Source organism: Rhizobium sp. KDH_Rht_773_N (assembly GCF_052946295.1).
In genome coordinates this window covers 1,832,106-1,855,461 of the sequence record NZ_CM129525.1, presented here as the reverse complement: position 1 = coordinate 1,855,461, position 23,356 = coordinate 1,832,106, and the positions used below count along the sequence as shown (strand labels likewise).

Annotated in this window: 20 protein-coding genes; 6 read left to right on the top strand and 14 right to left on the bottom strand. The window is 59.1% G+C overall.

What is annotated here, in order from left to right; genetic code table 11:
• Positions 1-180: 180 nt before the first annotated feature.
• From ACU8HS_RS09370 to htpX, 3 genes are all read right to left on the bottom strand, one after another.
• A complete protein-coding gene (locus tag ACU8HS_RS09370) occupies positions 181-1,848 on the bottom strand; it encodes a heparinase II/III family protein (protein ID WP_112702753.1) in 1,668 nt (555 codons plus the stop codon).
• A 102-nt stretch (positions 1,849-1,950) separates the two neighbouring features.
• Entirely contained in the window at positions 1,951-3,342 is a 1,392-nt protein-coding gene (locus tag ACU8HS_RS09365) for an RsmB/NOP family class I SAM-dependent RNA methyltransferase (protein ID WP_113413177.1), read from the bottom strand.
• Complete coding sequence (gene htpX / locus ACU8HS_RS09360; RefSeq protein WP_113413176.1) at positions 3,333-4,295, bottom strand: zinc metalloprotease HtpX; 963 nt, start codon at positions 4,293-4,295, stop codon at positions 3,333-3,335. Before htpX ends, ACU8HS_RS09365 begins: the two co-directional genes overlap by 10 nt.
• 110 nt (positions 4,296-4,405) lie before the next feature.
• Between htpX and ACU8HS_RS09355 the strand changes: the two genes are divergently transcribed.
• Together ACU8HS_RS09355 and ACU8HS_RS09350 are read left to right on the top strand one after the other, a co-directional pair.
• Positions 4,406-4,630, top strand: coding sequence for a DUF1674 domain-containing protein (locus ACU8HS_RS09355; RefSeq protein WP_112702755.1), 225 nt, complete (start codon positions 4,406-4,408; stop codon positions 4,628-4,630).
• Positions 4,631-4,678: 48 nt separating this feature from the next.
• Positions 4,679-5,122 (top strand): thermonuclease family protein, encoded by a 444-nt coding sequence (locus tag ACU8HS_RS09350; protein ID WP_112702806.1) that lies wholly within the window; start codon positions 4,679-4,681, stop codon positions 5,120-5,122.
• A gap of 33 nt (positions 5,123-5,155) precedes the next feature.
• Here ACU8HS_RS09350 and acs read toward each other — a convergent pair whose 3' ends face one another.
• On the bottom strand, positions 5,156-7,111 hold the full coding sequence (acs, locus tag ACU8HS_RS09345; protein WP_113413175.1) for an acetate--CoA ligase: 1,956 nt from the start codon (positions 7,109-7,111) through the stop codon (positions 5,156-5,158).
• 234 nt (positions 7,112-7,345) lie between these two features.
• Here acs and ACU8HS_RS09340 point away from each other — a divergent pair, with 234 nt between their 5' ends.
• Entirely contained in the window at positions 7,346-8,047 is a 702-nt protein-coding gene (locus tag ACU8HS_RS09340) for a DUF1013 domain-containing protein (protein ID WP_112562542.1), read from the top strand.
• An 86-nt stretch (positions 8,048-8,133) separates the two neighbouring features.
• Here the strand turns inward: ACU8HS_RS09340 and ACU8HS_RS09335 are convergent, their stop codons facing one another.
• Together ACU8HS_RS09335 and ACU8HS_RS09330 are read right to left on the bottom strand one after the other, a co-directional pair.
• The gene (locus ACU8HS_RS09335) at positions 8,134-9,069 is read right to left on the bottom strand and encodes a flagellin N-terminal helical domain-containing protein (protein ID WP_112562544.1); all 936 of its coding nucleotides are present in this window, start codon (positions 9,067-9,069) and stop codon (positions 8,134-8,136) included.
• Between the two features lie 416 nt (positions 9,070-9,485).
• Positions 9,486-10,145, bottom strand: coding sequence for a YggS family pyridoxal phosphate-dependent enzyme (locus ACU8HS_RS09330; protein ID WP_112702756.1), 660 nt, complete (start codon positions 10,143-10,145; stop codon positions 9,486-9,488).
• Positions 10,146-10,340: 195 nt separating this feature from the next.
• On the opposite strand from ACU8HS_RS09330, the gene leuS reads away from it, so the two are divergent.
• Genes leuS through holA form a run of 3 tightly spaced genes read left to right on the top strand, consistent with a single transcriptional unit; the run spans position 10,341 to position 14,538 of the window.
• Complete coding sequence (gene leuS, locus ACU8HS_RS09325; RefSeq protein WP_113413174.1) at positions 10,341-12,971, top strand: leucine--tRNA ligase; 2,631 nt, start codon at positions 10,341-10,343, stop codon at positions 12,969-12,971.
• Positions 12,961-13,482, top strand: a complete 522-nt coding sequence (lptE, locus tag ACU8HS_RS09320) for an LPS assembly lipoprotein LptE (protein WP_112702758.1) — start codon at positions 12,961-12,963, stop codon at positions 13,480-13,482. Before leuS ends, lptE begins: the two co-directional genes overlap by 11 nt.
• A gap of 12 nt (positions 13,483-13,494) precedes the next feature.
• Complete coding sequence (holA, locus tag ACU8HS_RS09315) at positions 13,495-14,538, top strand: DNA polymerase III subunit delta (protein ID WP_113413173.1); 1,044 nt, start codon at positions 13,495-13,497, stop codon at positions 14,536-14,538.
• Here the strand turns inward: holA and ACU8HS_RS09310 are convergent, their stop codons facing one another.
• From ACU8HS_RS09310 to hemE, 8 genes are all read right to left on the bottom strand, one after another.
• Entirely contained in the window at positions 14,539-15,420 is an 882-nt protein-coding gene (locus ACU8HS_RS09310) for a ParB/RepB/Spo0J family partition protein (RefSeq protein WP_112702760.1), read from the bottom strand.
• Positions 15,421-15,458: 38 nt separating this feature from the next.
• Positions 15,459-16,253, bottom strand: a complete 795-nt coding sequence (locus ACU8HS_RS09305; protein ID WP_112562556.1) for a ParA family protein — start codon at positions 16,251-16,253, stop codon at positions 15,459-15,461.
• A 19-nt stretch (positions 16,254-16,272) separates the two neighbouring features.
• Positions 16,273-16,890, bottom strand: a complete 618-nt coding sequence (rsmG, locus tag ACU8HS_RS09300; protein ID WP_113413172.1) for a 16S rRNA (guanine(527)-N(7))-methyltransferase RsmG — start codon at positions 16,888-16,890, stop codon at positions 16,273-16,275.
• Positions 16,891-16,918: 28 nt separating this feature from the next.
• A complete protein-coding gene (gene mnmG / locus ACU8HS_RS09295; RefSeq protein WP_447015799.1) occupies positions 16,919-18,793 on the bottom strand; it encodes a tRNA uridine-5-carboxymethylaminomethyl(34) synthesis enzyme MnmG in 1,875 nt (624 codons plus the stop codon).
• A gap of 62 nt (positions 18,794-18,855) precedes the next feature.
• Positions 18,856-20,178, bottom strand: a complete 1,323-nt coding sequence (gene mnmE, locus ACU8HS_RS09290; protein ID WP_113413170.1) for a tRNA uridine-5-carboxymethylaminomethyl(34) synthesis GTPase MnmE — start codon at positions 20,176-20,178, stop codon at positions 18,856-18,858.
• 105 nt (positions 20,179-20,283) lie between these two features.
• The gene (gene rho / locus ACU8HS_RS09285; RefSeq protein WP_029868909.1) at positions 20,284-21,549 is read right to left on the bottom strand and encodes a transcription termination factor Rho; all 1,266 of its coding nucleotides are present in this window, start codon (positions 21,547-21,549) and stop codon (positions 20,284-20,286) included.
• A gap of 197 nt (positions 21,550-21,746) precedes the next feature.
• On the bottom strand, positions 21,747-22,283 hold the full coding sequence (gene hemJ / locus ACU8HS_RS09280) for a protoporphyrinogen oxidase HemJ (protein ID WP_113413169.1): 537 nt from the start codon (positions 22,281-22,283) through the stop codon (positions 21,747-21,749).
• On the bottom strand, positions 22,283-23,320 hold the full coding sequence (gene hemE, locus ACU8HS_RS09275; protein WP_447015798.1) for a uroporphyrinogen decarboxylase: 1,038 nt from the start codon (positions 23,318-23,320) through the stop codon (positions 22,283-22,285). The genes hemJ and hemE overlap by 1 nt, the downstream gene beginning before the upstream one ends.
• Between the last annotated feature and the right edge of the window lie 36 nt (positions 23,321-23,356).

Genomic DNA, 23,356 nt, shown 5'->3' with positions numbered 1-23,356 from the left:
GGGCTTGGCGGGAGACATCCGGGCAAGGGACGTTCTGATGAGGCCGCGTTAGCACAGCTTGGAGCCAACGCAAACAGCCGCCGGGGCAATTACAGCAAAAGTGTGCCGCGGTTTTGCGTTTGGAACTGCGTGAGAATGAAACTCGGAGCCTTGCCGCGATTCAAGGAAGACGGAAATGCTCTATCCCTTGCGTGACAGAAACCAGCGAATTTCGGGTTTCTCCGCCAGATTGAAATCTATCTCGATCTGGTCCGAGCTGCTGATGCCAGCGCTGTCGGCAAAGAAAATATCCTCCGCGATCAACACTTCGTTGCCGGGAGAAGAAAACAGCCAGCTTTCGCCGTCCGGCGCTGTCAGCAGCACGGATTCCGTGTCGTTCTGCCGTGGCACGATGGCGGGATGGATGTGGAAGCGGGCAACCGCCCGCAGCGGGCCTTCGCTGTGATACCGGTCATCCGTCACGAAACGATCCATGCCGGTCACGATCGAGCCGGCCGCGTTCAGCGTCAGCTCCCGCTCATGAATGACGCCGAAAGTGTCGAGATAGCCGTCATGCCTCGCCTTGATGCCCTCGCGGCCGTCTTCGGTCTCCACCCGCTCGGCAGCAACCGTTTCCACGGGCTCGGTCATCATATGCGCCAGAAAAGGCGAAGTGGAAAACCGGCTGGAGGACGTATCGTTTACCACCACCGTGGAATGGGCAGCCGTAGTGCGGGCCATCTGGACATAGCGTTGGCCTGCGAATTTCGGCGATCCGGAATTGACAATGAAGCGGTAGCGGCCGGAGGACATTTCGAAGGAAAGACTGCCTGCATGGGCTGTTCCGAAGCAGCTGGGCGAGGGGGGGCCGGTATCGGCAATGATCACCGTCTTGCCGGCCGCAAGCCGCTGATAGCGCGAATGCGGCAGCGCCTTGAACGGCTGGCCCGCCGTCTCGTCGTAGCGCAACACGGACATCAGTTCGTCCGCCAGCGTCGATGTCGCGCCGTTGAAGAGCGCCAGATCCCCATCCTGATGGCGAAAGAAGCGCAGGGCAGGGTACATGCGGTCGATACCGGAAATCAGCTTCTGCGGCAGGTCATGGCCGAGATTGACGTAGGTTTGGCGCAGCGGCAGCAGGTCGAGAAGCAGCTCGAGCCCGATGCGCGGATTGCGGGAGATATGGCCTCCGTCCGGCAGAATCTGGCTGTCGAACTCGCGGTCGAGCGCCTGGGCTGCCCGCCGCAGTGTCGAAGCGCGCACCGGCATGGCGACAGAGGCCATGGCCAGCGCGATGCGGAGCCGGAATCGGACCTCGCCGGTCGCATAAGGCGCCATGCGGCGCAGATAGCCGATATGAAAGGCGAGCGACTTCATGAAGCGGCGATAGAAACCGCGATCGGCATTCTGCAGCACGACAGGAGAATGCGATAGCCAGGCAATGACACGCTGCGAGACGACGTCCGTCTCCCAGGCGATGCCCTCGATACGGCTCCCGTGGATCGAGAGCCAGCTATCGACGATCACGCGGGCGACGGCCGAGCCGCGCTCGCTCTTGTTGGCCCGCATATGCCGAAGCCAGCCGAAACTGTGGAGTCGGATCGCGAAGGCGCGCGACGGGAGACTGAGCGTGAAGGGGGACTTTCCACCGGTTTCCAGCATCCGGCCGGCGAGCGGAAACCGGCCGTCGATGATCTCGTCGGCAACGTGGGAATCGATGCCCCTCAGATCCGTCGGCGCGACGATCAGCCGTTCGGGAACCGGAATTGCATGCCGAAAGAAGCGCAGACGCAGAAGTGCGGCACGGCGCGTACCGCGCCGCCAAGCTTCCCGAACATACATGCTCGCAAGACGCCGACCGGACTGCATATTAAATGTCTATTGACCCTCGTGGTTAAGAATAGATGAATCCCAACCGATTTCATCAGCCGCGATGTATTATTTTGTGATGAAATTAGAATATAATGGCATTCAGGCGCGTCTGAGCACCGCCGCGTAGAAGCCATCGAGGCCCGAGGCGAAACCGTCGGGCATATCCAGCATTGTAGGAAGCGTGCGGAATTCGCCCGCCGGTGTAATGGCCTGCTCCATGCCCGGCCATTTCGCGGCATCGATCGGCACCCGCTCGATGTTCTTCACATCTTCGAGAACGCGGGCAACGACCTCTTCACCCTCCTGCGGATCAAGCGAGCAATTGGAAAAGACGAGCACGCCGCCGGGCTTCAATAGGGTGATCGCGTGGCGCAGAAGACGTTCCTGCAGAGCCGCCAGCTTGGCAATATCCTCCGGACCCTTCGTCCAGAGCACATCGGGATGCCGGCGCGTCGTACCTGTCGACGAGCAGGGAGCGTCGAGCAGGATCGCATCGAAGCGTTCGGATGGCTCGAATTTCGTAAGATCCACTGCGATCGCCTCGGCTTCGAGGCCGAGCCGCTCCAGATTGGAACGCAGACGCCGCAACCGGTTTTCGGACTGATCGATCGCCGTCACCCTGCCGCCGGCAAGGATGAGTTGTGCGGTCTTGCCGCCGGGCGCAGCACAGAGATCGGCAACACGTTTGCCGGCGAGATCACCAAAGAGCTTTGCCGGGATACTCGCGGCCGCATCCTGAACCCACCATTCTCCCTCTTCAAATCCATCCAGCGAGGGAATGCTGCCCTCAAAAGCGGAGAGCCGCACACCTCCTGTCGGAAGCACGATGCCGTTCAGTCGGTTCGACCAGCCCGCGGCATCGGATTTGACGGTAAGATCGATCGCTGCCGGCTCGAGCTGGGATTCGGAAATGGCAAATGCCTGCTCCTTCCCGTAGGCCTTTGCAAGCCGCTCGATAAACCATGCCGGCATCGGCGAAATGGCGGCAATCTCGGCAAGGATCGGTTCCTTCTCCCGGCCAAGACGACGCAGGACAGCATTCACGAGCTTGGCGAAGCGCCGGTTGCGAGGATCCTGATTGGCCTGTTCGACCGCAAGGTCAACGGCGGAGTGGTCGGGAACATCAAGATAGAGAATCTGGGCAGCGCCGACGGCCAGCACATGATGCAAAGCGCGGGCACCATCCGGCAACGGCGTCTCGAGCAGCGAGGCAATGGCGGCATCGATGCGCGGCAGATGTCTGAGCGCGGCGTTGAGGATGGCGCGCACCAGCGCACGATCGCTTTCCCCAAGCGCCTTGTAGGCCGGATTACCATGCTCGTGGTCCAATGCGCCGTCGAGCGGCAGTTTCTTGTCTACGACGGCAGCGAGGATCTTTGCGGCAGCGGCACGCGCCGGCAGGCCGGGTTTTACCGGCGCCGGCGCAGAGCGTTCTGCAGAAGGCTTATGTTTGCGAGCTGACTTCTTCTTGCCGTCTGAATTCAAGACCACGGACCCTTCGGCGGTTGCGAGTCACCGCGGCCGAAACCGGTATTGGGAACCGAGCGCGATTTGCGCGTCGGATTAGCAGCCCGAACCGGCGGCGTCGAGACGTCGAAGCCGCCGCGTGCCATTTCCTCAAGGGCCGCAATACGGTTTTCGGTGTCCGGATGGGTCGAAAACAGGTTGTCCATGCGCTCGCCGGAGAGCGGATTGATGATGAACATATGCGCAGTGGCCGGATTGCGCTCCGCATCATAGTTCGGCACATGCGCCGCGCCGCGGGCGATCTTGCCGAGCGCCGAGGCGAGCCACAGGGGATTGCCGCAGATTTCGGCACCGCGCCTGTCGGCCGAATATTCGCGGGTACGGCTGATCGCCATCTGCACCAGCATCGCGGCAAGCGGCGCCACGATCATCGCGACAAGCACGCCAACGAAGCCGAGCGGATTGTTGTTGTTCTCGCGATTGCCGCCGAAGAAGAAGGCAAAATTGCCGAGCATGGAAATCGCACCGGCAAGCGTGGCGGTGATCGTCATGGTCAGCGTGTCGCGGTTCTGGACATGCGCGAGTTCATGCGCCATCACGCCTGCGACTTCTTGTGGCGAAAGCGCCGCCAGCAGGCCGGTCGAAGCGGCAACGGCGGCGTTTTCCGGGTTGCGGCCGGTGGCAAAGGCATTCGGCTGCGGGCTGTCGTAGAGATAGACCTTCGGCATCGGCAAACCGGCATTGCGGGCGAGTTCACGCACGATCCGGTAGAATTCCGGGGCGTTGCGCTCATCGACCTCCTGCGCGCGGTAGGCCGACAGCACCATCCGGTCGGCATTCCAATAGGAGAAGAAGTTCATGCCGGCAGCGATGAGAAAGGCGATCATCATGCCGCCGCGGCCGCCGATCAAAAAGCCGACAAACATGAAAAGCGCCGTCATGAAGGCAAGCAACATGGCAGTACGCATGAGGTTCATCAGAGGTCTCCATCTCCCGATTGCGGCGCGATGCTTTAAATCCTGGCGCCGGCGCATTATGATTTGGTTATTCGCCAGCCATTTTCAATATTTCCAGGCGGGAGTGCAGCATGCAGACGGCCGATAACGACAACGTGGAAACTCCCGTGCCGGAGGGCACGGAGCCGCCACGCAAGATGCTTTCTCCGGCCGCCAGGCGCGCACTCGCCGAGGCCGAGGAACGTCGGAAGAATGCAAAGCCTGCCGAACTGCCGACCGAGATCGGCGGGCGGGGCGGGGCCGAGCCTTCGCGCTTCGGCGACTATGAGATCAATGGTCGAGCCATCGATTTCTAAGTAAATATTCCTATTGACTTTGAGAGCATGAAGGAATTTATTCCTTTCATGTTCAGAGTGCTTCCGATTCTCCTGCTGTTTCTTGGCACCGTGCCGGCTTTCGCGGCGCGGGACGAGATTGCCGGGCCGGTTTCGGCCGAGATCATCAAAGTCATTGACGGAGATACGCTGCTGGTGGAGGCAACGCCCTGGCCGCAGCAGACGATGGAAGTCTACGTCCGCATTCGCGGCATTGACGCACCCGAAATCCATTCGCGGTGCCCAGAGATCAGAAAGGCGGCGGCCGAAGCGCGCCAGGCGCTGGAGCGGATGATCGCAGGTATTCCCAGTATCAGACTGACCGACATCAGCGGCGACAAATATTTCGGACGCATCCTCGCCAATGTCAGGCTTTCCGATGGGCGCGATCCCGCGCGCGACCTGCTCGGCGACGGGCTGGTTCGTGCCTATGATGGCGGCCGCAAGCCGCCGGTTTCTTGCGCCGGAGAATAAGGCCGCCCCGATAACGGAACGGCCTTCGTCGATTTAGGCCGTAGCCTTGTTCTGTCGGTTGGCGATCAGATCCTCGACGACAGCCGGATCGGCAAGCGTCGAAGTATCGCCGAGCGAGCCGAAATCGTCCTCGGCAATCTTGCGCAGGATGCGGCGCATGATCTTGCCGGATCGCGTCTTCGGCAGGCCGGGCGCAAACTGGATCTTGTCGGGCGCAGCAATCGGGCCGATTTCGGAACGCACGTGTTTGACAAGCTGCTGGCGCAGTTCATCCGTACCCTCATTGCCTGCCATCAGCGTCACATAGCAATAAATTCCCTGCCCCTTGATCGGGTGCGGATAGCCGACGACGGCGGCTTCCGAGACGAGATTGTGCGAGACGAGGGCGGATTCGACTTCCGCGGTGCCGAGGCGGTGGCCGGAAACGTTCAGAACGTCATCGACACGCCCGGTGATCCAGTAATAGCCGTCTTCATCGCGGCGGCAGCCGTCGCCCGTGAAATACTTGCCCTTGTATGTCGAGAAATAGGTCTGGATGAAGCGCTCATGGTCGCCATAGACCGTCCGCATCTGGCCCGGCCAGCTATCGGTGATGCAGAGATTGCCGTCGGCGGCACCTTCCAGCACCTTGCCCTCATTGTCGACAAGCTGCGGCTTGACGCCGAAGAAGGGCCTGGTGGCCGAACCCGGCTTGAGGTCGGTCGCGCCCGGCAGCGGCGTGATCATATGGCCGCCGGTTTCCGTCTGCCACCAGGTATCGATGACGGGGCAGCGCTTGTCGCCGACGACATTGTAATACCATTCCCAGGCTTCCGGATTGATCGGCTCGCCGACCGTGCCGAGCAGGCGCAGGCTCTCGCGGGACGAGCGCGTCACGAAATGGTCGCCGGCACCCATGAGCGAGCGGATGGCCGTCGGCGCCGTGTAGAAGATATTGACCTTGTGCTTGTCGATGATTTCCCAGAAACGGCCCTGATCCGGGAAGTTCGGCACGCCTTCGAACATCAGCGTCGTGGCGCAGTTCGCAAGCGGCCCATAGACGATATAGGAATGGCCTGTGACCCAGCCGACATCGGCCGTGCACCAGTAGATATCGCCGGGATGGTAGTCGAAGACATATTCGTGCGTCATCGCCGCGTAGACGAGATATCCGCCCGTCGTATGCAACACGCCCTTCGGCTTGCCCGTGGAGCCCGAAGTGTAGAGGATGAAAAGCGGGTCTTCCGCCTTCATCTTCACCGGCGGGCATTCCGGCTTCACCTTGGCGATCTCCTGATGGTACCAGAGGTCGCGACCCGGCGCCCAGCCCGTCTTGCCGCCGGTACGACGCACGACGAGCACCTTGTTGACCGCCACATACTGACGGGCCGCAATATGGATGGCGGTATCCGTATTGTCTTTCAGCGGCACCGGTTTGCCGCCGCGGATACCCTCGTCGCAGGTGATGACGAAGGTGGATTCGCAGTCGACGATACGACCGGCCAGCGCTTCCGGCGAGAAGCCGCCGAAGACGACGGAATGGACCGCGCCGATGCGGGCGCAGGCGAGCATCGCATAGGCCGCTTCCGGGATCATCGGCATGTAGATGGTGACGCGGTCGCCTTTCTTGACGCCGTGCTTCTTCAGCACGTTCGCCATGCGGCAGACATGTTCGTAGAGTTCGTTATAGGTGACCTTCTTGTCGATATAGGGGTTGTCGCCTTCGAAGATGATGGCCGTCTGGTTGCCGTTCGTCTTCAGGTGACGATCGATGCAATTATAGGAAACATTGGTCTGGCCGTCTTCGAACCACTTGATCGAGACCTTGCCGGTAAAGGACGTATTCTTGACCTTTGTATAGGGCTTGAACCAGTCGATGCGCTTGCCGTGTTTGCCCCAGAACTTGTCAGGGTTTTCAATGCTTTCCTCGTACCATTGTTCGTACTTGGCCTGATCGATCAGCGCACGGGTCTTCACCGGTTTGGAAACCGGATAGATCTTCTCCAACATCGAAACTCCTCCTCACAAGGCTATGCAACAGCCGCCGGTTTCGAAGCAGCGACCGGACTCGAATTGCGCAATTCATATCAGGTCGTCAAATGACGGCAATTAGACAAAGGTCATTTCATTTCTGAAGAATTGCAATTCTGCGACAGTGCGATTATATAGCGCCATATTTCCCGGACATTGTGGTGACAATCCACGGACCGCGACACCGGCGCGGACGACAGAAGGACTATATCCATGGCTCAACAACTGCTCATGCCGAAGGCGACTGCCATCTGGCTCGTCGACAATACAGCCCTGTCTTTCGACCAGATCGCCCAGTTCTGCAAACTGCATCCGCTCGAAGTCAAGGCGATCGCCGACGGCGAAGCCGCGCAGGGCATCAAGGGTCTGGACCCGATTGCCACCGGACAGCTTTCGCGCGATGAGATCGCCCGTGCGGAAGGCAATCCGAACTACAAGCTGAAACTTTCCGAGCCGAAGGTCCGCGTGCCGGAATCCAAGCGCCGCGGCCCGCGCTACACGCCGGTTTCCAAGCGCCAGGATCGTCCGAACGCCATTCTCTGGCTGGTTCGCAACCATCCGGAACTGAAGGACGCTCAGATCTCGCGCCTCGTCGGCACCACCAAGTCGACGATCGAACAGATCCGCGAGCGCACCCACTGGAACTCCGCGAACCTGACGCCCATGGATCCGGTCACGCTCGGCCTCTGCAGCCAGATCGACCTTGATATGGAAGTGGAAAAGGCATCCAAGGGCCGTCCGCTACCGACCGCTGCCGAGCTTGGCGCGACCCTGCAGTCTGCCCAGGAAACCGAGCGCCTGACGCCGAGCTACGAGCGTGAGGAAGAAAAGGAAATCGACGCCGATGCCGTCTTCCGCAAGCTGAGTTCGCTGCGCTCGACGCCGAAGGACGAGGATGAAGACGATCAGTTCTGAGATCGTCATCTCCTGAAGCGAATAAACCCCGCCAATGGTCGGTCGCCATTGGCGGGGTTTTTTGTGGCCCTTCTCCTGAGCAGCCGTCAGCTGCGGAAGAGCGTGAGAATGTTCTGCGCCGAGGAATTGGCGATCGACAGAGACTGGATGGCAAGCTGCTGTTGCGTCTGGAGCGCAGAGAGCTTGGAGGATTCTTCTTCCATATCGGCATCGACGAGGCGGCCGATACCGGAGTCGATGGAATCGCTCAGCGCGCTGACGAAGTTTTCCTGCAGCTGAATTCTGGTCGAAATCGAACCGAGCTGCGAGCCCGCATTCGTCATGGCCTGCAGCACGAGTTCCACGCCGGAGAGCGCCGCATCGAGCTGGCCCTGCGTGAAGTTGGTGAGATCGAGCGCATAGATCGACGGCATGACGATGGAGACATTGCCATAGGTGCCGTTGAATGCGGTACCGATGATGCCGCTCGTCGTCTGGATCGTCCCGTTGGTATTCATGCCGAACAGCACGTTGCCGAGCGTGCCGGCATCGAGAACATAGTCCGTCATCTTGACCGAAACGGCGTTGGAGCCGTCACGGACGAAGGAGGAAACGACGCTCTTCGTGCCCGAAGCGCCGGCAACCCAGTTTTCGCCGGAGAAGGAAGCCGACTGGGCAATGCTCACCAGCTGCTCCTGCAGCTGGTCGATTTCTTCCTGGATCTTGGTCTTGTCGACGCCCTTTTCCGTGGCGGCAACGATCTTCGCCTTGATTTCCGTGACGACGTCGATGGCGTTGTCCATAGCCGTGTAGGCGGTATCGACCTTTGCAGCGCCAAGGCCGAGAGCATCGGAAACGGCCGAGAGGGCCTTGTTGTCCGAACGCATGGTGGTTGCGATCGACCAGTAAGCCGCGTTGTCGGCGGCCTTGTCGATGCGATATCCCGAGGAGACACGGCCCTGCGTGTCCTTGAGGCTGTCATTTACGGCGCGCAGGGTCTGCAGCGCTGCCATGGCAGCGTTGTTGGTGATGATGCTTGTCATGTTCCGTTTTCCGCAATCGAAGTGAAAGGGGTCATCCGGACAAGTCCGGTAACGGCGACGCTTCATGCAAAACCCGAACGAGCCGGGTCATTGCCGTTAACGAATGGTTGCGCCCGACATAGTTAATAATTCCTCAATTAGCCTTGCGGAAAATTTAATTTAAGCTCTCGTTAGGGCTTGCGGCAGCGCCCGGCAGCCGGTGAGGCAACAATTGGATGCAATGAGGATTATATAATTATTTTAATAGGTTAGAGAGATACCGCAGAACCTGCGCGCGCTCCGATTGCGAATGAAAGCGCCCGCTTAAACTTTTTTTCGTATTAATGAATATTATCGCTTTCCAAACAACGGCCAGGCGACGGCTCCGCGAATCATGAGCAATCCTCTGATTCGGAAGGGTGCTTTGGGCGCGTTTGTTAACGCGCTCCGAAGATCGCCGAGCCGACGCGTACGCTGGTGGCACCGAACGCGATGGCCGTCTCGTAATCGCCGGACATGCCCATGGACAGTTTTTTGACGGCGCATTTTTCCGCGAGTTTGGCGAGCAGCGCGAAATGCGGGCCGGGGTTTTCATCCGCCGGCGGAATGCACATCAACCCTTCAATGGCAAGACCGAGCTCATCGCGACAGAACCTGACGAAAGCAGCTGTATCGTCAGGGGCAATGCCCGCCTTCTGTGGTTCCAGGCCGGTATTGACCTGCACATAAAGACGCAGCACCTTGGCCTGCCGCTTCATTTCTTCGGCGAGGGCACGCGCGATCTTCTCACGATCGACGGTTTCGATCACGTCAAAGAGCGCGACCGCTTCGGCAGCCTTGTTGGATTGCAGCGGGCCGATGAGGTGAAGCTCGATGCCGGGCGTTTCCGCCTTCAGCCCCGGCCACTTCCCCTGGCTTTCCTGAACGCGGTTTTCTCCAAAGATGCGCTGGCCAGCATCGATCGCCAGGCGAATGGTATCGGCCTCGAACGTCTTCGAGACAGCCACAAGCTGCACTGCCGGCTCTGCGCGGCCTGCATCCCGCGCTGCCGCGGCAATTCTGGACCATACTTCTTTCAACCGCTCTTGAAGTTCCATCGTTCTGTCCCGATAACAGGCATAAATCCACCGGCAATGCACTACTGGGCAGGCGCGGCCTTGCCAAGACTTCTCTCTGCGAAATCGCTCAAAGCCAAGATCGAACGCGTGAAGTGCCGGCAAAACTTGACGCTCGGTTGGTTTCATGGTGAAGGTCTCGACCAACCTCCCCTGATTTTCCGGAAATTCTGATACATGGCTACCGAACGTTACAATCCGCGCGATGCCGAGCCCCGCTGGCAGCAGAAATGGAACGAGGAAAAGGTCTTCGAGACCGACAACTCCGATCCGCGCGAGAAATATTACGTCCTAGAGATGTTCCCCTATCCGTCGGGCCGCATTCACATGGGTCACGTCCGCAACTACGCCATGGGCGACGTGGTGGCGCGTTACAAGCGCGCGCGCGGCTATAACGTCCTTCATCCGATGGGTTGGGACGCCTTCGGCATGCCGGCGGAAAATGCGGCGATGGAGCGCGGCGTGCATCCCGCATCCTGGACCTATCAGAATATCGCCTCGATGAAGGCACAGCTGAAGGCCATGGGCCTGTCGCTGGACTGGTCGCGTGAATTCGCGACCTGCGATGTCGAATATTACCAGCAGCAGCAGCATCTCTTCCTCGACTTCCTGGAGAAGGGCCTCGTCTACCGCAAGCAGTCCAAGGTGAACTGGGATCCGGTCGACAACACCGTTCTCGCCAATGAACAGGTCATCGACGGTCGCGGCTGGCGGTCCGGTGCGCTGGTGGAACAGCGCGAACTGACACAGTGGTTCTTCAAGATCACCGATTTCAGCCAGGACCTGCTGGACGCGCTCGATACGCTCGACCAGTGGCCGGAAAAAGTCCGCCTGATGCAGAAGAACTGGATCGGCCGCTCCGAGGGCCTGACGGTCCGCTGGGAAATCGTCCCGGAAACCGCCCCTGCCGGCGAAACCGAAGTCGTGGTCTACACGACCCGTCCCGACACGCTGTTCGGCGCCTCCTTCCTGGCAATTGCCGCCGATCATCCGCTCGCCAAGGAGATTGCCGGCAGGAACCCCGAAATCGAGGCCTTCTGCGAGGAATGCCGCCGCGCCGGCACCTCTCTTGCCGCGCTGGAGACGGCGGAAAAGAAGGGCATGGATACGGGCATCCGCGTGAAGCATCCGCTCGATCCGTCCTGGGAGCTGCCGGTCTATGTCGCGAATTTCGTGCTGATGGACTATGGCACGGGCGCCATCTTCGGCTGCCCCTCCGGCGACCAGCGAGACCTGGATTTCGCCCGCAAATATGGACTGCCTGTCGTGCCGGTTGTCATGCCGAAGGATGGTGATGCTGCCAGCTTTACCATCGGCGATACCGCCTATGACGGCGACGGCGTGATGATCAATTCACGCTTCCTGGATGGCAAGACGACGGACGAAGCCTTCCAGGCCGTCGCCGACAAGCTGTCTTCGACCCTGCTTGGCAACGCGCCGCAGGGCGAACGCAAGGTCAATTTCCGCCTGCGCGACTGGGGCATTTCCCGTCAGCGCTACTGGGGCTGCCCGATCCCTGTCATCCACTGCGATGATTGCGGCGTTGTGCCGGTTCCGAAGAAGGACCTGCCGGTCAAGCTGCCGCAGGACGTGACTTTTGATCAGCCCGGCAATCCGCTGGACCGTCACCCGACCTGGCGGCACGTCTCCTGCCCGCAATGCGGCAAGGATGCACGACGCGAAACCGATACGATGGACACTTTCGTCGATTCGAGCTGGTACTTCACCCGCTTTACGGCGCCCTGGGAGAAGCAGCCGACCGACCCGGCTGCCGCCAACCGCTGGCTGCCGGTCGATCAGTATATCGGCGGTATCGAGCATGCGATCCTGCACCTGCTCTATTCGCGCTTCTTCACCCGCGCGATGCGGGAGACCGGCCATGTGGACGTCAAGGAACCCTTCAAGGGCCTCTTCACACAGGGTATGGTGGTCCACGAAACCTATAGCCGCGGCGCCGGCACGCACCGCGAATGGATTTCCCCTGCTGATATCCGCATCGAGGAGATCGACGGCAAACGCAGTGCCTATCTGCTGGAAGGTGGCGAAGAGATCACCATCGGCTCGATAGAAAAGATGTCGAAGTCGAAGAAGAACGTCGTCGATCCCGACGATATCATTGCCTCCTACGGCGCCGATACTGCCCGCTTCTTCGTTCTCTCCGACTCCCCGCCCGAGCGGGACGTCATCTGGTCCGAGGCCGGTGTCGAAGGCGCTCACCGCTTCACGCAGCGCCTCTGGCGCCTGATCTCGGAGGCTGCGGAGGCACTGTCGGCCGTAGAGCCCAGGCCCGCGAAGGAAGGCGAAGCACTGGCGATCTCGCAGCTTGCCCACAAGACGCTGAAGGCCGTCCAGAACGACTATGACAGGCTCTGGTTCAACAAGGCCGTCGCCCGCATCTACGAACTGGTCAATGCGCTGGCGGGACCGCTGACGAAGGTCGCGGCCGGCGAGGGCGATGCGACCTACCGGGCTGCCATCCGAAATGCCGCCGAGATCCTCATCCAGCTCGTTGCGCCCATGACGCCGCACCTGGCCGAGGAATGCTGGATGACGCTTGGCAACAAGGACCTGATCGCCCATACAGCATGGCCGGATTATGACGAATCGCTGGTCGTGGAGAATGAGGTGATTCTGCCGGTGCAGATCAACGGTAAGAAGCGCGCCGAATTGACAATTTCGCGCGACGCAGATCAGAATGCTGTCACCGAAGCCGTGCTGGAATTGGACGCGGTGAAGAATGCATTGAACGGTCAGGCACCGAAAAAAATCATCGTGGTTTCGCAGAGGATCGTAAACATTGTCGTCTGATTTCGCCCGCAAGCTTGCGCGACGCGCCGGCATCGTCACAATCCTTGTCTCTGCGGCATTGCTTTCCGCCTGCCAGGTTCGGCCGCTCTATTCCGAGAGCACCGGCGTTAACGAGAAGCTCGGTTCCGTCGGCTTTTCCGAAGCCAGCACGCGTGTCGGACAGGAAGTTCGCAACCACCTGATCTTCTTGGCGTCACGTGGCGCCGGTGAACCCGTGAAGCCCGATTACATGGTTGACATGCAGGTTTCATCGGTCGTTGCCGATACCCTGCTCGTTCAATCCTCCGATACCTCTCGCGCGGGCCGCGCGACGGTTTCCGTCAGCTACACCCTGCGCACCACGAAGGACAACCAGGTAATCAAGGCGGGCAGACGCGAAGCGACGGCCCTCGTCGACTTTCCCGATCAGGAATTTGCAAAGCTGCGTGCCATCCGCGATGCCGAAAATCGCGCCGCCAACCAGGCAGCCGAGTTCGTGGGAGCAGATATCGCCGCCGCGCTCAGCCGCTAAGGGAGCGGTGGCGTGGCGGAAATCAAATCCCATGAGTTCGAAGGGTTTCTGCAGAAATCGGCACGCCTCTATCGCATCTATCTGATCTATGGCCCTGACCGCGGGCTCGTCTCCGAGCGCGCCGCGATGATCGCCGGAAAGACCGGCATCGATCAGAACGATCCGTTCTCCGTTACCAAGCTTGATGTCGGCGACCTGCAGAAAGAGCCGGGCCGGCTAGTCGATGAAGCCCAGTCCATCGGCCTCTTCGGCGGCGAAAAGCTGATCTGGATACGCGGCGCTGCCAACGAGAAATATCTCGTCGACGCTATTGCATTCCTGTCGGGTGCTGCTCTTGAGGCAGCAAGCATCATTATCGAAGCAGGCGACCTAAAAAAGGGGTCCGCCTTGCGCAAGACAGTCGAGGCTGCTCGTGCGGCCGTTGCCATCCCCTGTTATGCCGACGATGGCCGCGCGCTGAACGCGTTGATCGACAATGAACTTTCCGCTGAAGGGCTCGGCATAACGCCGGCCGCGAGGCAGGCGCTTGTCGCATTGATCGGCGGCGACAGAATTGCCTCAAGGAACGAAATTCGCAAACTGGCGCTTTATTGCCGTGGCATGGGAACGATTGACGATCATCACGTTACCGAAATAATCGGCGACGCCAGCGCCATCTCGGTCGATGACGCCGTTGACGCGATCCTGAGCGGCAACAGCAACAGTTTCCTGCATGCGATGCAGAAGATCACCAGTTCCAAGACCTCGATTTTTCTCGTTCTCCAGGCTTGCCTTCGCCAGTTCCAGCTTCTCGACACGATGCGGGCGGAGATGGATGAGAAGAGATTGCCGCCTGCGCAGGTCATGCAGACGCTGGGCAGGCACCTGCATTTCCGCCGGAAGCCGATTATGGAACAAGCTTTAAAGAGCTGGAGCGCGGACGCAATCTCTCGCGAGACAAAGCGTCTGCAGGCGGCCGTCCTGCAGACGAGACAGCGTCAGATCCTGGAAGATAGCATCGCCATGCAAACTCTGCTTTCCACGACCCTGCAATCGGCAAGACGCCCTCAAGCCTGATCAGCGGCGTTCCAGAAGCCTGCAGACTTCCTCAAGCTGCTCCAGCGATTTGTAGGAGATGCGGATCTGGCCGCCGCTGGCCTTGTGATTGATGGACACATCGAGCCCGAGCGTGTCCGACAACGTGCGCTCCAGAGCCAGCGTGTCGGAGTCTTTCTGGTTCTTTTGAACGGGAGCCTGCGGCTCGGACTGGGCCTTGATGTCGTTCTGTGCAAGCTTCTCCGCGTCACGCACCGACATGCCCTTGGCAACGATCGTGCGTGCGAGTGCTGCCGGATCCGAGGTCGAAACCAGCGCACGCGCATGGCCCGCAGAAAGGCTCCCAGCCGCCAACATGTCGCGGACCGGCTCCGGCAGCTTCAAAAGGCGCAAGGAATTGGCGACGTGACTGCGGCTTTTGCCGATGATCTCGCCAAGATCGTTTTGCGTATATCCATATTCGGCAATGAGCTGCTCGTAACCAAGCGCCTCTTCAAGCGCGTTGAGATCGGAGCGTTGAACGTTTTCAACGATCGCGATTTCCAACGCTGTCTTGTCGTCCACATCGCGGATGATCACAGGGATTTCGATCAAGCCTGCAAGCTGGGCCGCCCGCCAACGTCTTTCGCCGGCTATGATTTCATAGCGATCCCGCGCAAGCGTTCTGACGACGATTGGCTGCACGATACCGTGCTGGCGGATGGAACTGGCAAGGTCGTGAAGCTCGGCATCGTCAAAGAAGCGGCGAGGGTTGCGAGGGTTGCGAGTGACGAACTCGATAGGGATCATCCGATCAGCACTGACGGTCGGTCGCTCCGCTTCTGCCGGAACAGGCTGATCCATTTCGCCGATAAGGGCTGCGAGGCCGCGGCCAAGCCGTCTTTTCGATGTATCGTCGCTCATGTTCAAAACTCGCTTACTCTGCCATGTACTCTGTTATGTTAGGCGGCCAGCCTCTGTCGCTCCCGCTGAATGACTTCCGATGCCAGCTGAAGATAGGCCTGGCTGCCGGCGCACTTGAGATCGTAGAGAATTGCCGGCTTGCCGTAGGAAGGCGCTTCCGAAACGCGCACGTTCCGCGGGATAAGCGTGTGATAGACCTTCTCGCCGAGATGCGTCCGCACGTCATTGACGACCTGTTGCGCCAGATTGTTACGAGCGTCGAACATCGTCAGCACGATACCCTGAATATCGAGTTGCGGGTTGACCGTTCGCCGAACCTGATTGACGGTTTCCAGAAGCTGGCTCAGGCCCTCGAGCGCGAAGAACTCGCACTGCAGCGGCACAAGCACGGAATGGGCGGCCGCCATCGCATTCATGGTCAGGAGATTGAAAGAGGGCGGGCAATCGAGAAGAATATAAGAAAAAGCAAGCGCGTCGGACGACGACAAAGCTTTTTTGAGCTTGAAAACGCGATCGCTCTGCTGCGAGATCTCCATCTCGACCCCGAGAAGGTCCATTGTTGACGGAACGATAAAGAGATTGGGAACGGCCGTCTCCAACGCGGTTTCCGCGACGCCGGCTTCGCCGACCATCAGATCATAGGAGGAAAGCTTGCGATTGCGGCGATCGATTCCCAAACCAGTGCTTGCATTGCCCTGCGGGTCCAAATCCACGATCAGCACTCGCTCACCGATGGCGGCGAGGGCCGTTGCTAAATTGATTGCAGTGGTGGTCTTGCCGACGCCACCCTTTTGATTTGCGATGGTGATAATCCGATTACGTTCGCCAGCCATTGCCGCAATATCCGCTTTGTTAAACCAGGCGCCGGAGTTTCGATAGTTCGAGGATGACAGAATCCCGCTCAACGGCGCTATTGTGTTCTAGCAGATCAAAGGCCCAGCGGCCACGTGCTTTCTGGATTTCCTGTTGGTAATCCCGGCCTTTATGAAAATATGCGCGATTATTCTCCTTGCCAGCCATCCAGGGCGCCGCGTATTCCATCAGCCGATCAAGATCAGCGAGCGCACGGGCGGAGATGGCATCGCAAGCCGGAACAAGCTTTGGCGCATCTTCAATCCTGACAGCATGCACCTCTCCCCGTGCACCGGTTTCGCGCAAGGCGGTTCGCAGAAACGCGGCTTTCTTATTGTTGCTCTCGACCAGATGAACCCAGCCTTGCTGCTGCTCGGCCAGAAAAATGGCGGTAATCACCCCGGGGAAACCCCCGCCGCTTCCGAGATCAATCCAGGTCTGGGGGCGAGGGGCGATCTGGAATAGCTGTGCACTGTCGGCAATATGCCGGCTCCACATATCGTCCATTGTTGAGGGTGCGACAAGGTTGATGGCCTTGGCCCATTTCGTAAACAGCCCGGCAAAAAGCTGCAGCCGTTCCTGTGTTTCACGTGAAACACGCAATCCGTTCAATTCCATTCTGGAAGACTCTCAAACCTTGCAGGCACTACGCCACTCGCTCATGAACGCGATCGACTCGCCTTAAATGCACGAGCAAGAGGGAAATCGCGGCCGGTGTCATACCCTCGACTTTCAGAGCCTGGGCAATGTTGGTCGGCCTTTGCGTGTTCAATTTGTTCTTCAGCTCGTTGGAGAGTCCCGATAGGGCATCGTAGTCGAAGTCTCCCGGAATAGAGCGGGCTTCATCTCGCCGCTGCGTCTCGATAGCGGCCGCTTGACGGTCCATATAGACCGAGTAACCTGCTTCGATTTCCAAGGCCTCACCCACCTTCTTCGAAAACGATCGCAACTCTCCCCAAACGTGCTCCAGATCCGCAAGTGTGAATTCCGGATAGGACAGCAGCTCATAAGCCGTCCGACGTTGGCCGTCCAGGTTGAGGTTCAGCCCCGCTTTGCGCGCCTCGCTCGGCGTGATGGAGAGCGATTGAAGCATCGCACGGCCGCTGTCCAACTCTTCTCGATATGCCGCAAAACGAGCGCGACGTTCGGTGGATACGCAGCCAAGTTCGGTTGCCTTCGGTGTCAGCCTCGCATCCGCATTATCAGCGCGAAGGCTCAATCGATACTCCGCGCGCGATGTGAACATCCGGTATGGTTCTGTGACGCCATGAGAGGTCAGGTCATCAATCATGACGCCAATATAGGAATTCGTGCGGCTGAATAGGAAGGGCTTCGAATTGCCGCTCGACAATGCGGCATTGAGGCCTGCAGCCAGGCCCTGCGCGCCAGCTTCCTCATAACCCGTTGTTCCATTGATCTGTCCGGCAAGAAAAAGCCCCGGAAGTTTCTTGACTTCCAATGTCGCTGAGAGCTCACGCGGATCGACATGGTCATATTCGATCGCGTAGCCAGGATGCAAAATTTCCACCCGCTCCAGACCAGGGATCGTCCTGATGAATGCGTCCTGCACATCGGCCGGCAGCGACGTCGAAATTCCGTTCGGATAGACCGTGTCGTCGTCGAGCCCTTCAGGCTCCAGGAAGACCTGATGGCCGTCGCGTTCACCGAATTTGACCAGCTTGTCCTCAATAGAGGGGCAATATCGCGGCCCGACACCTTCGATCTGTCCCGAATACATTGCCGACTTCTGCAGATTGTCGACGATGATCCGATGTGTCGCCTCGGTGGTCCGTGTCACCCCGCATTCGACCTGCGGATTCGTGATCCGATCCGTCATGAAGGAAAACGGAATCAATTCGTCATCAGCAGCCTGGCGTCCGACAGACGCCCAATCGATCGTTTTCCCATTCAAACGCGCCGGGGTTCCGGTCTTGAGACGGCCCAGCTTCAATCCCAATCGAAGGAAGGTCATCGACAATCCCATCGATGGCGGTTCTCCGGTTCGGCCCGCCGGGGTCTTGTCAGTTCCGATATGAATAAGGCCACGCAGGAACGTACCGGTCGTAATAACGACAGCTGGGCTCCGGATAGTTCTGCCATCCTTCATTGTTACGCCAGCGACTCGATTATCACTGATCTCCAGATCGAATGCGTCGCCTTCGATCACATCAAGATTTTCGATGGCCTCAATGGCATCCAGCATCGCGAGGCGGTAGAGTTTGCGGTCCGCCTGCGTGCGTGGGCCACGCACCGCTGCACCTTTCTTCTTGTTCAACATGCGGAACTGGATGCCTGCGGCATCCGCAATGCGCCCCATGAGGCCGTCCATCGCGTCGATCTCTCGAACGAGATGGCCCTTGCCCAATCCGCCGATTGCTGGGTTGCACGACATGACCCCAATCGTATCGCGTCGATGGGTAATCAGGGCTGTCTTCGCACCCATTCGGGCCGCAGCCGCAGCCGCTTCCGATCCGGCGTGGCCGCCGCCGATCACGATCACATCATAACTCTTGGCGCTCATGCGCTACTCCACAAAAGGTTTCACGTGAAACTCTCCGACGGCTGCCCGCTGTTCCACGTGAATCATTTTCCGATACAAAACTCCGAAAAGATGACGCCCAACAGGTCTTCAACGTCAACTCTCCCGGTGATACGCCCCAAATGTTCACCCGCGAGCCGCAAAGATTCCGCCCTGATCTCCAGGCTTTGCCCTTCCTGCTCAATCGCCGCCGAGAGAGCCCCGACACATTTCGAGAGCGTATCTCTATGTCGCTCGCGCGTCGGCACGGATAGCGACAAGCCTCCAAACCTTTGTTCGATATGGGAAGAAACCAAGTCCCGAAGTTCCGAAAGACCTTCGCCCGTCATCGTGGAGATCTGCAGGTCATAGCAATCGACCGCTGAATACAGGTCCCGCTTCGTCCCGACAATAACACGCGACGGAGCCCGTTCCAAGTCAGCGGGATCGATCGGCGAGGGAGACCCCATATCGACAAGAAAGAGCACGAGATCCGCATTGTTCAGAGCGACTTGTGCCCGCCTGATGCCCTCCTGCTCCACGATATCAGCTGTGTCGCGCAGACCGGCTGTGTCGTAAAGCCTGACGAGATAGCCATTCAAGTTGATATCGACATGAAGCACGTCACGTGTTGTGCCGGCGATCTCCGTGACGATCGCTACATCCCTCTGTGCGAACCAGTTCATCAGACTGGACTTGCCGACATTGGGCGCTCCGGCAATGACAATCTTGAAACCGTCGCGAACGATCTCACCCATTTCGGCATGCGACAGATGTTCCTCCATCTCCAGCCGTAGCGCTGCCAACGATGCCCAGATTTGATCGGAAACGGAGCCCGGGACGTCGTCTTCGTCCGGAAAGTCGAGTTCCGCCTCGATCAACGCACGAGAGCGAGTGATTCGTTCCGCCCACGAATCATATAGCCGTGACAGGCCGCCCGAACTCTGCTCAAGCGCCAGGCGGCGTTGCATTTCCGTCTCCGCTGCGATCAGATCGGCCAATCCCTCAATCTCGACGAGGTCGAGCTTACCGTTTTCGAAGGCACGACGGCTGAACTCCCCTTCCATCGCAAGCCGCGTTTGCGGAAAAGTCGCCAACTCCTTCGAGAGCGCAGATACGACGGCCCTTGAGCCATGGATCTGAAACTCCGCGCAATCCTCACCGGTGAAAGAGGCAGGACCGGGAAAGTAGAGAACCAGCCCGGCATCGATCGGAAGACCGTTCCGAGTCCGAATCGTTCGGTAAGCTGCGGTCCGCGGGGAAGGGCAATTGCCGATCAAGGTCTCCAGGATAAGACGCGTCTGCGGACCGCTGATGCGAACAACGGACACGCCTGAGGGTGGGGCGCCGCTCGAAAGCGCGAATATGGTGTCGTTCCACATCTCCATACAGTCCTCGGCCTGTCGGTCCGTTTCCGAATCAGTTCAAAACAGAAGAGGCTGGCAGTCGCGCAAACGACTCGCCAGCCTCTGCTTGTCGAATCCGGCTAAAGATCAGGTATTCATCGAGTCGAAGAAGTCGCCATTATTCTTCGTCTGCTTCAGCTTGTCGATGAGGAATTCGATCGCGTCCGTCGTGCCCATCGGCGCAAGGATGCGGCGCAGAACAAAGATCTTCTGCAGGTCCTGACGCGGAACGAGAAGGTCTTCCTTACGCGTACCCGACTTCAGGATATCCATGGCCGGGAAGATGCGCTTGTCGGCAACCTTGCGGTCGAGAACGATTTCCGAGTTGCCGGTACCCTTGAACTCTTCGAAGATAACTTCGTCCATACGGCTGCCGGTATCGATGAGAGCAGTCGCGATGATGGTCAGCGAACCACCCTCTTCAATGTTACGGGCAGCGCCGAAGAAGCGCTTCGGCCGCTGAAGCGCGTTCGCATCGACACCGCCGGTCAGAACCTTGCCGGAGGAAGGAACAACGGTATTGTAGGCGCGTCCGAGGCGGGTGATGGAATCGAGCAGGATGACGACGTCACGACCGTGCTCCACGAGCCGCTTTGCCTTTTCGATCACCATCTCGGCGACCTGGACGTGGCGAACCGCAGGCTCGTCGAATGTCGAGGAAATGACTTCGCCGCGGACCGAGCGCTGCATATCCGTGACTTCTTCCGGACGTTCGTCGATGAGCAGAACGATCAGATAGCATTCCGGATGGTTTGCGGTGATGGAATGCGCGATATTCTGCAGGAGAACCGTCTTACCTGTTCGCGGCGGGGCAACGATCAGCCCGCGCTGGCCCTTGCCGAGCGGCGCCACGAGATCGATGACGCGCGGCGACAGATCCTTCGATGTCGGAACATCCAGCTCCATCTTGAAACGCTCGTTGGGATAGAGCGGCGTCAGGTTGTCGAAATGGACCTTGTGACGGATCTTTTCCGGATCGTCGAAATTGATCGTATTGACCTTGAGCAGGGCGAAATAACGTTCGCCTTCCTTCGGGCCGCGGATCGGACCCTCGACCGTGTCACCCGTCTTCAGCGAGAAGCGGCGGATCTGGGAGGGAGAGATGTAGATATCATCCGGGCCGGGCAGATAGTTGGCATTTGCGGAACGCAGAAACCCGAAACCATCCTGGAGGACTTCAACGACACCCTCGCCGATGATTTCGATATCCTGACTGGCAAGAACCTTGAGGATTGCGAACATGAGCTCCTGCTTGCGCATCGTGCTCGCATTCTCGACCTCGAGCGATTCGGCAAAAGCCAGAAGATCCGTCGGGGATTTACTCTTAAGTTCCTGAAGCTTCATCTCAGCCATGAAGTGACCAATACTCTTTATTTTAGAAGGGGAAAGGCGATGTTGGGTCGTATTCGGTACTGCGAAAGGGGCTCGCAGGCGACTGAACTCTACACACATGCCACGAAGATGAGATGCGCGGAAAATAGCGAGTCGGAACCCGGCCCGCAAGGGGGCTGCTTAAAATGACTGAAATTTAACCTCAGTCGCCTCCCGCATCAGAAAGGCTTCACCACGACAAGGATGACGATGAGGATCATCAGCACCGTCGGAGCCTCGTTCATGAAGCGCCAATAGCGGGCCGAGCGCCGGTTTTCGTCGCGCTCAAACGCCCTTACGGCCCTGCTGAAAAAGACATGGACGATGGTCAGAAGAACCACGAGCGCGATCTTGGCGTGCAGCCAGCCACCCTGGAAACCATAGACCGACCAGGCGAGATAAAGACCGAGAATCCACGTCAGCATCATCGCCGGATTCATGATGATCCTCAGCAGCCGGCGCTCCATCACTTTGAAGGTTTCGGATTGAACCGAGCCCGGCTCCGCATCCGTGTGGTAGATGAAAAGCCGCGGCATATAGAACAGGCCGGCCATCCACGAGATCACGGCGATGATGTGAAGCGCCTTGATCCAGAGATAGAGATTGTCGGGATTCCAGACGAAAAGCCCGATGCCGAGAAGCGCAAAGAAGATCAGTGCAAAATGCGCGCGCCGCCTGGCGTAGACACCCGGCCTTTCGTCCGTCTGCTTTTCCATTACACGCCCCCCGCGCCGCGCACGCGCTCGACGAGAAGGCGAACATTCTCCGGGTCGGCCTGCGGCGTGATGCCGTGACCGAGGTTGAAGATCAACGGTCCGTTTCCGAGCACTTGAAGAATGTCGTCGATACCTTCCTCCAGTGAACGGCCACCGGCCACGACACGCATCGGATCAAGATTACCCTGAACCGGTCCGTCCTTCTGCAGCTCGGCCGCAAAGGCGAGCGGTACGGACCAGTCGAGCCCGATCGCATCTGCCCCGGTCTTCTGCCGGTAAGTCTTGAGCATATAACCGGCGCCTTTGGCAAAGGCGATGATTCGCGCCTGCGGCCGCCGTGCCCTGATCGAAGCGATCATGCGCGCCACCGGACGGATCGCAAAAGCCTCAAATTCCTTCTCGCCGAGAACGCCGGCCCAGGAATCGAAAATTTGCACGGCGTCGGCACCCGCATCGATCTGCGCTACGAGATAATCGGCCGAGACGTCCGCAAGCAGCATCAGCAGATGCTCGAAAGCGCGCGCATGCCGATAGGCGAAGAGGCGGGCGGGCGCTTGGTCCGGCGTACCGTGTCCGGCGATCATATAGGTCGCAACCGTCCAAGGCGCTCCACAGAACCCCAGCAGCGTCGTCTCCGCAGGAAGCTCTTTGCGCAGCCGCTTCACCGTTTCCAGGACAGGCTGCAGATAATCAACGACACCTTCTCCATCGAGCCCGGCAATACCGGTCTCATCGATCGGATCCATCTCGGGGCCATGTCCCTCGCTAAAACGCACGTTACGCTTCATCGCGTCAGGGATGACCAGGATATCGGAAAACAGGATGGCGGCATCAAAGCCGTAACGTCGTATCGGCTGAAGCGTCACCTCCACGGCATGATCCGGCGAATAACAGAGATCAAGTAAACTACCTGCCTTAGCGCGCGTTTCTCTGTACTCGGGCAGATACCTACCTGCCTGCCTCATAAGCCAGAGAGGAGGGGGCGTCAGGGTCTCACCATCGAGAACCCGCATGATTTTCCGGCGCGTTTCGCTCAAGCGCTTCTTCCCTATAAAAATCCAAAGATATTTTAA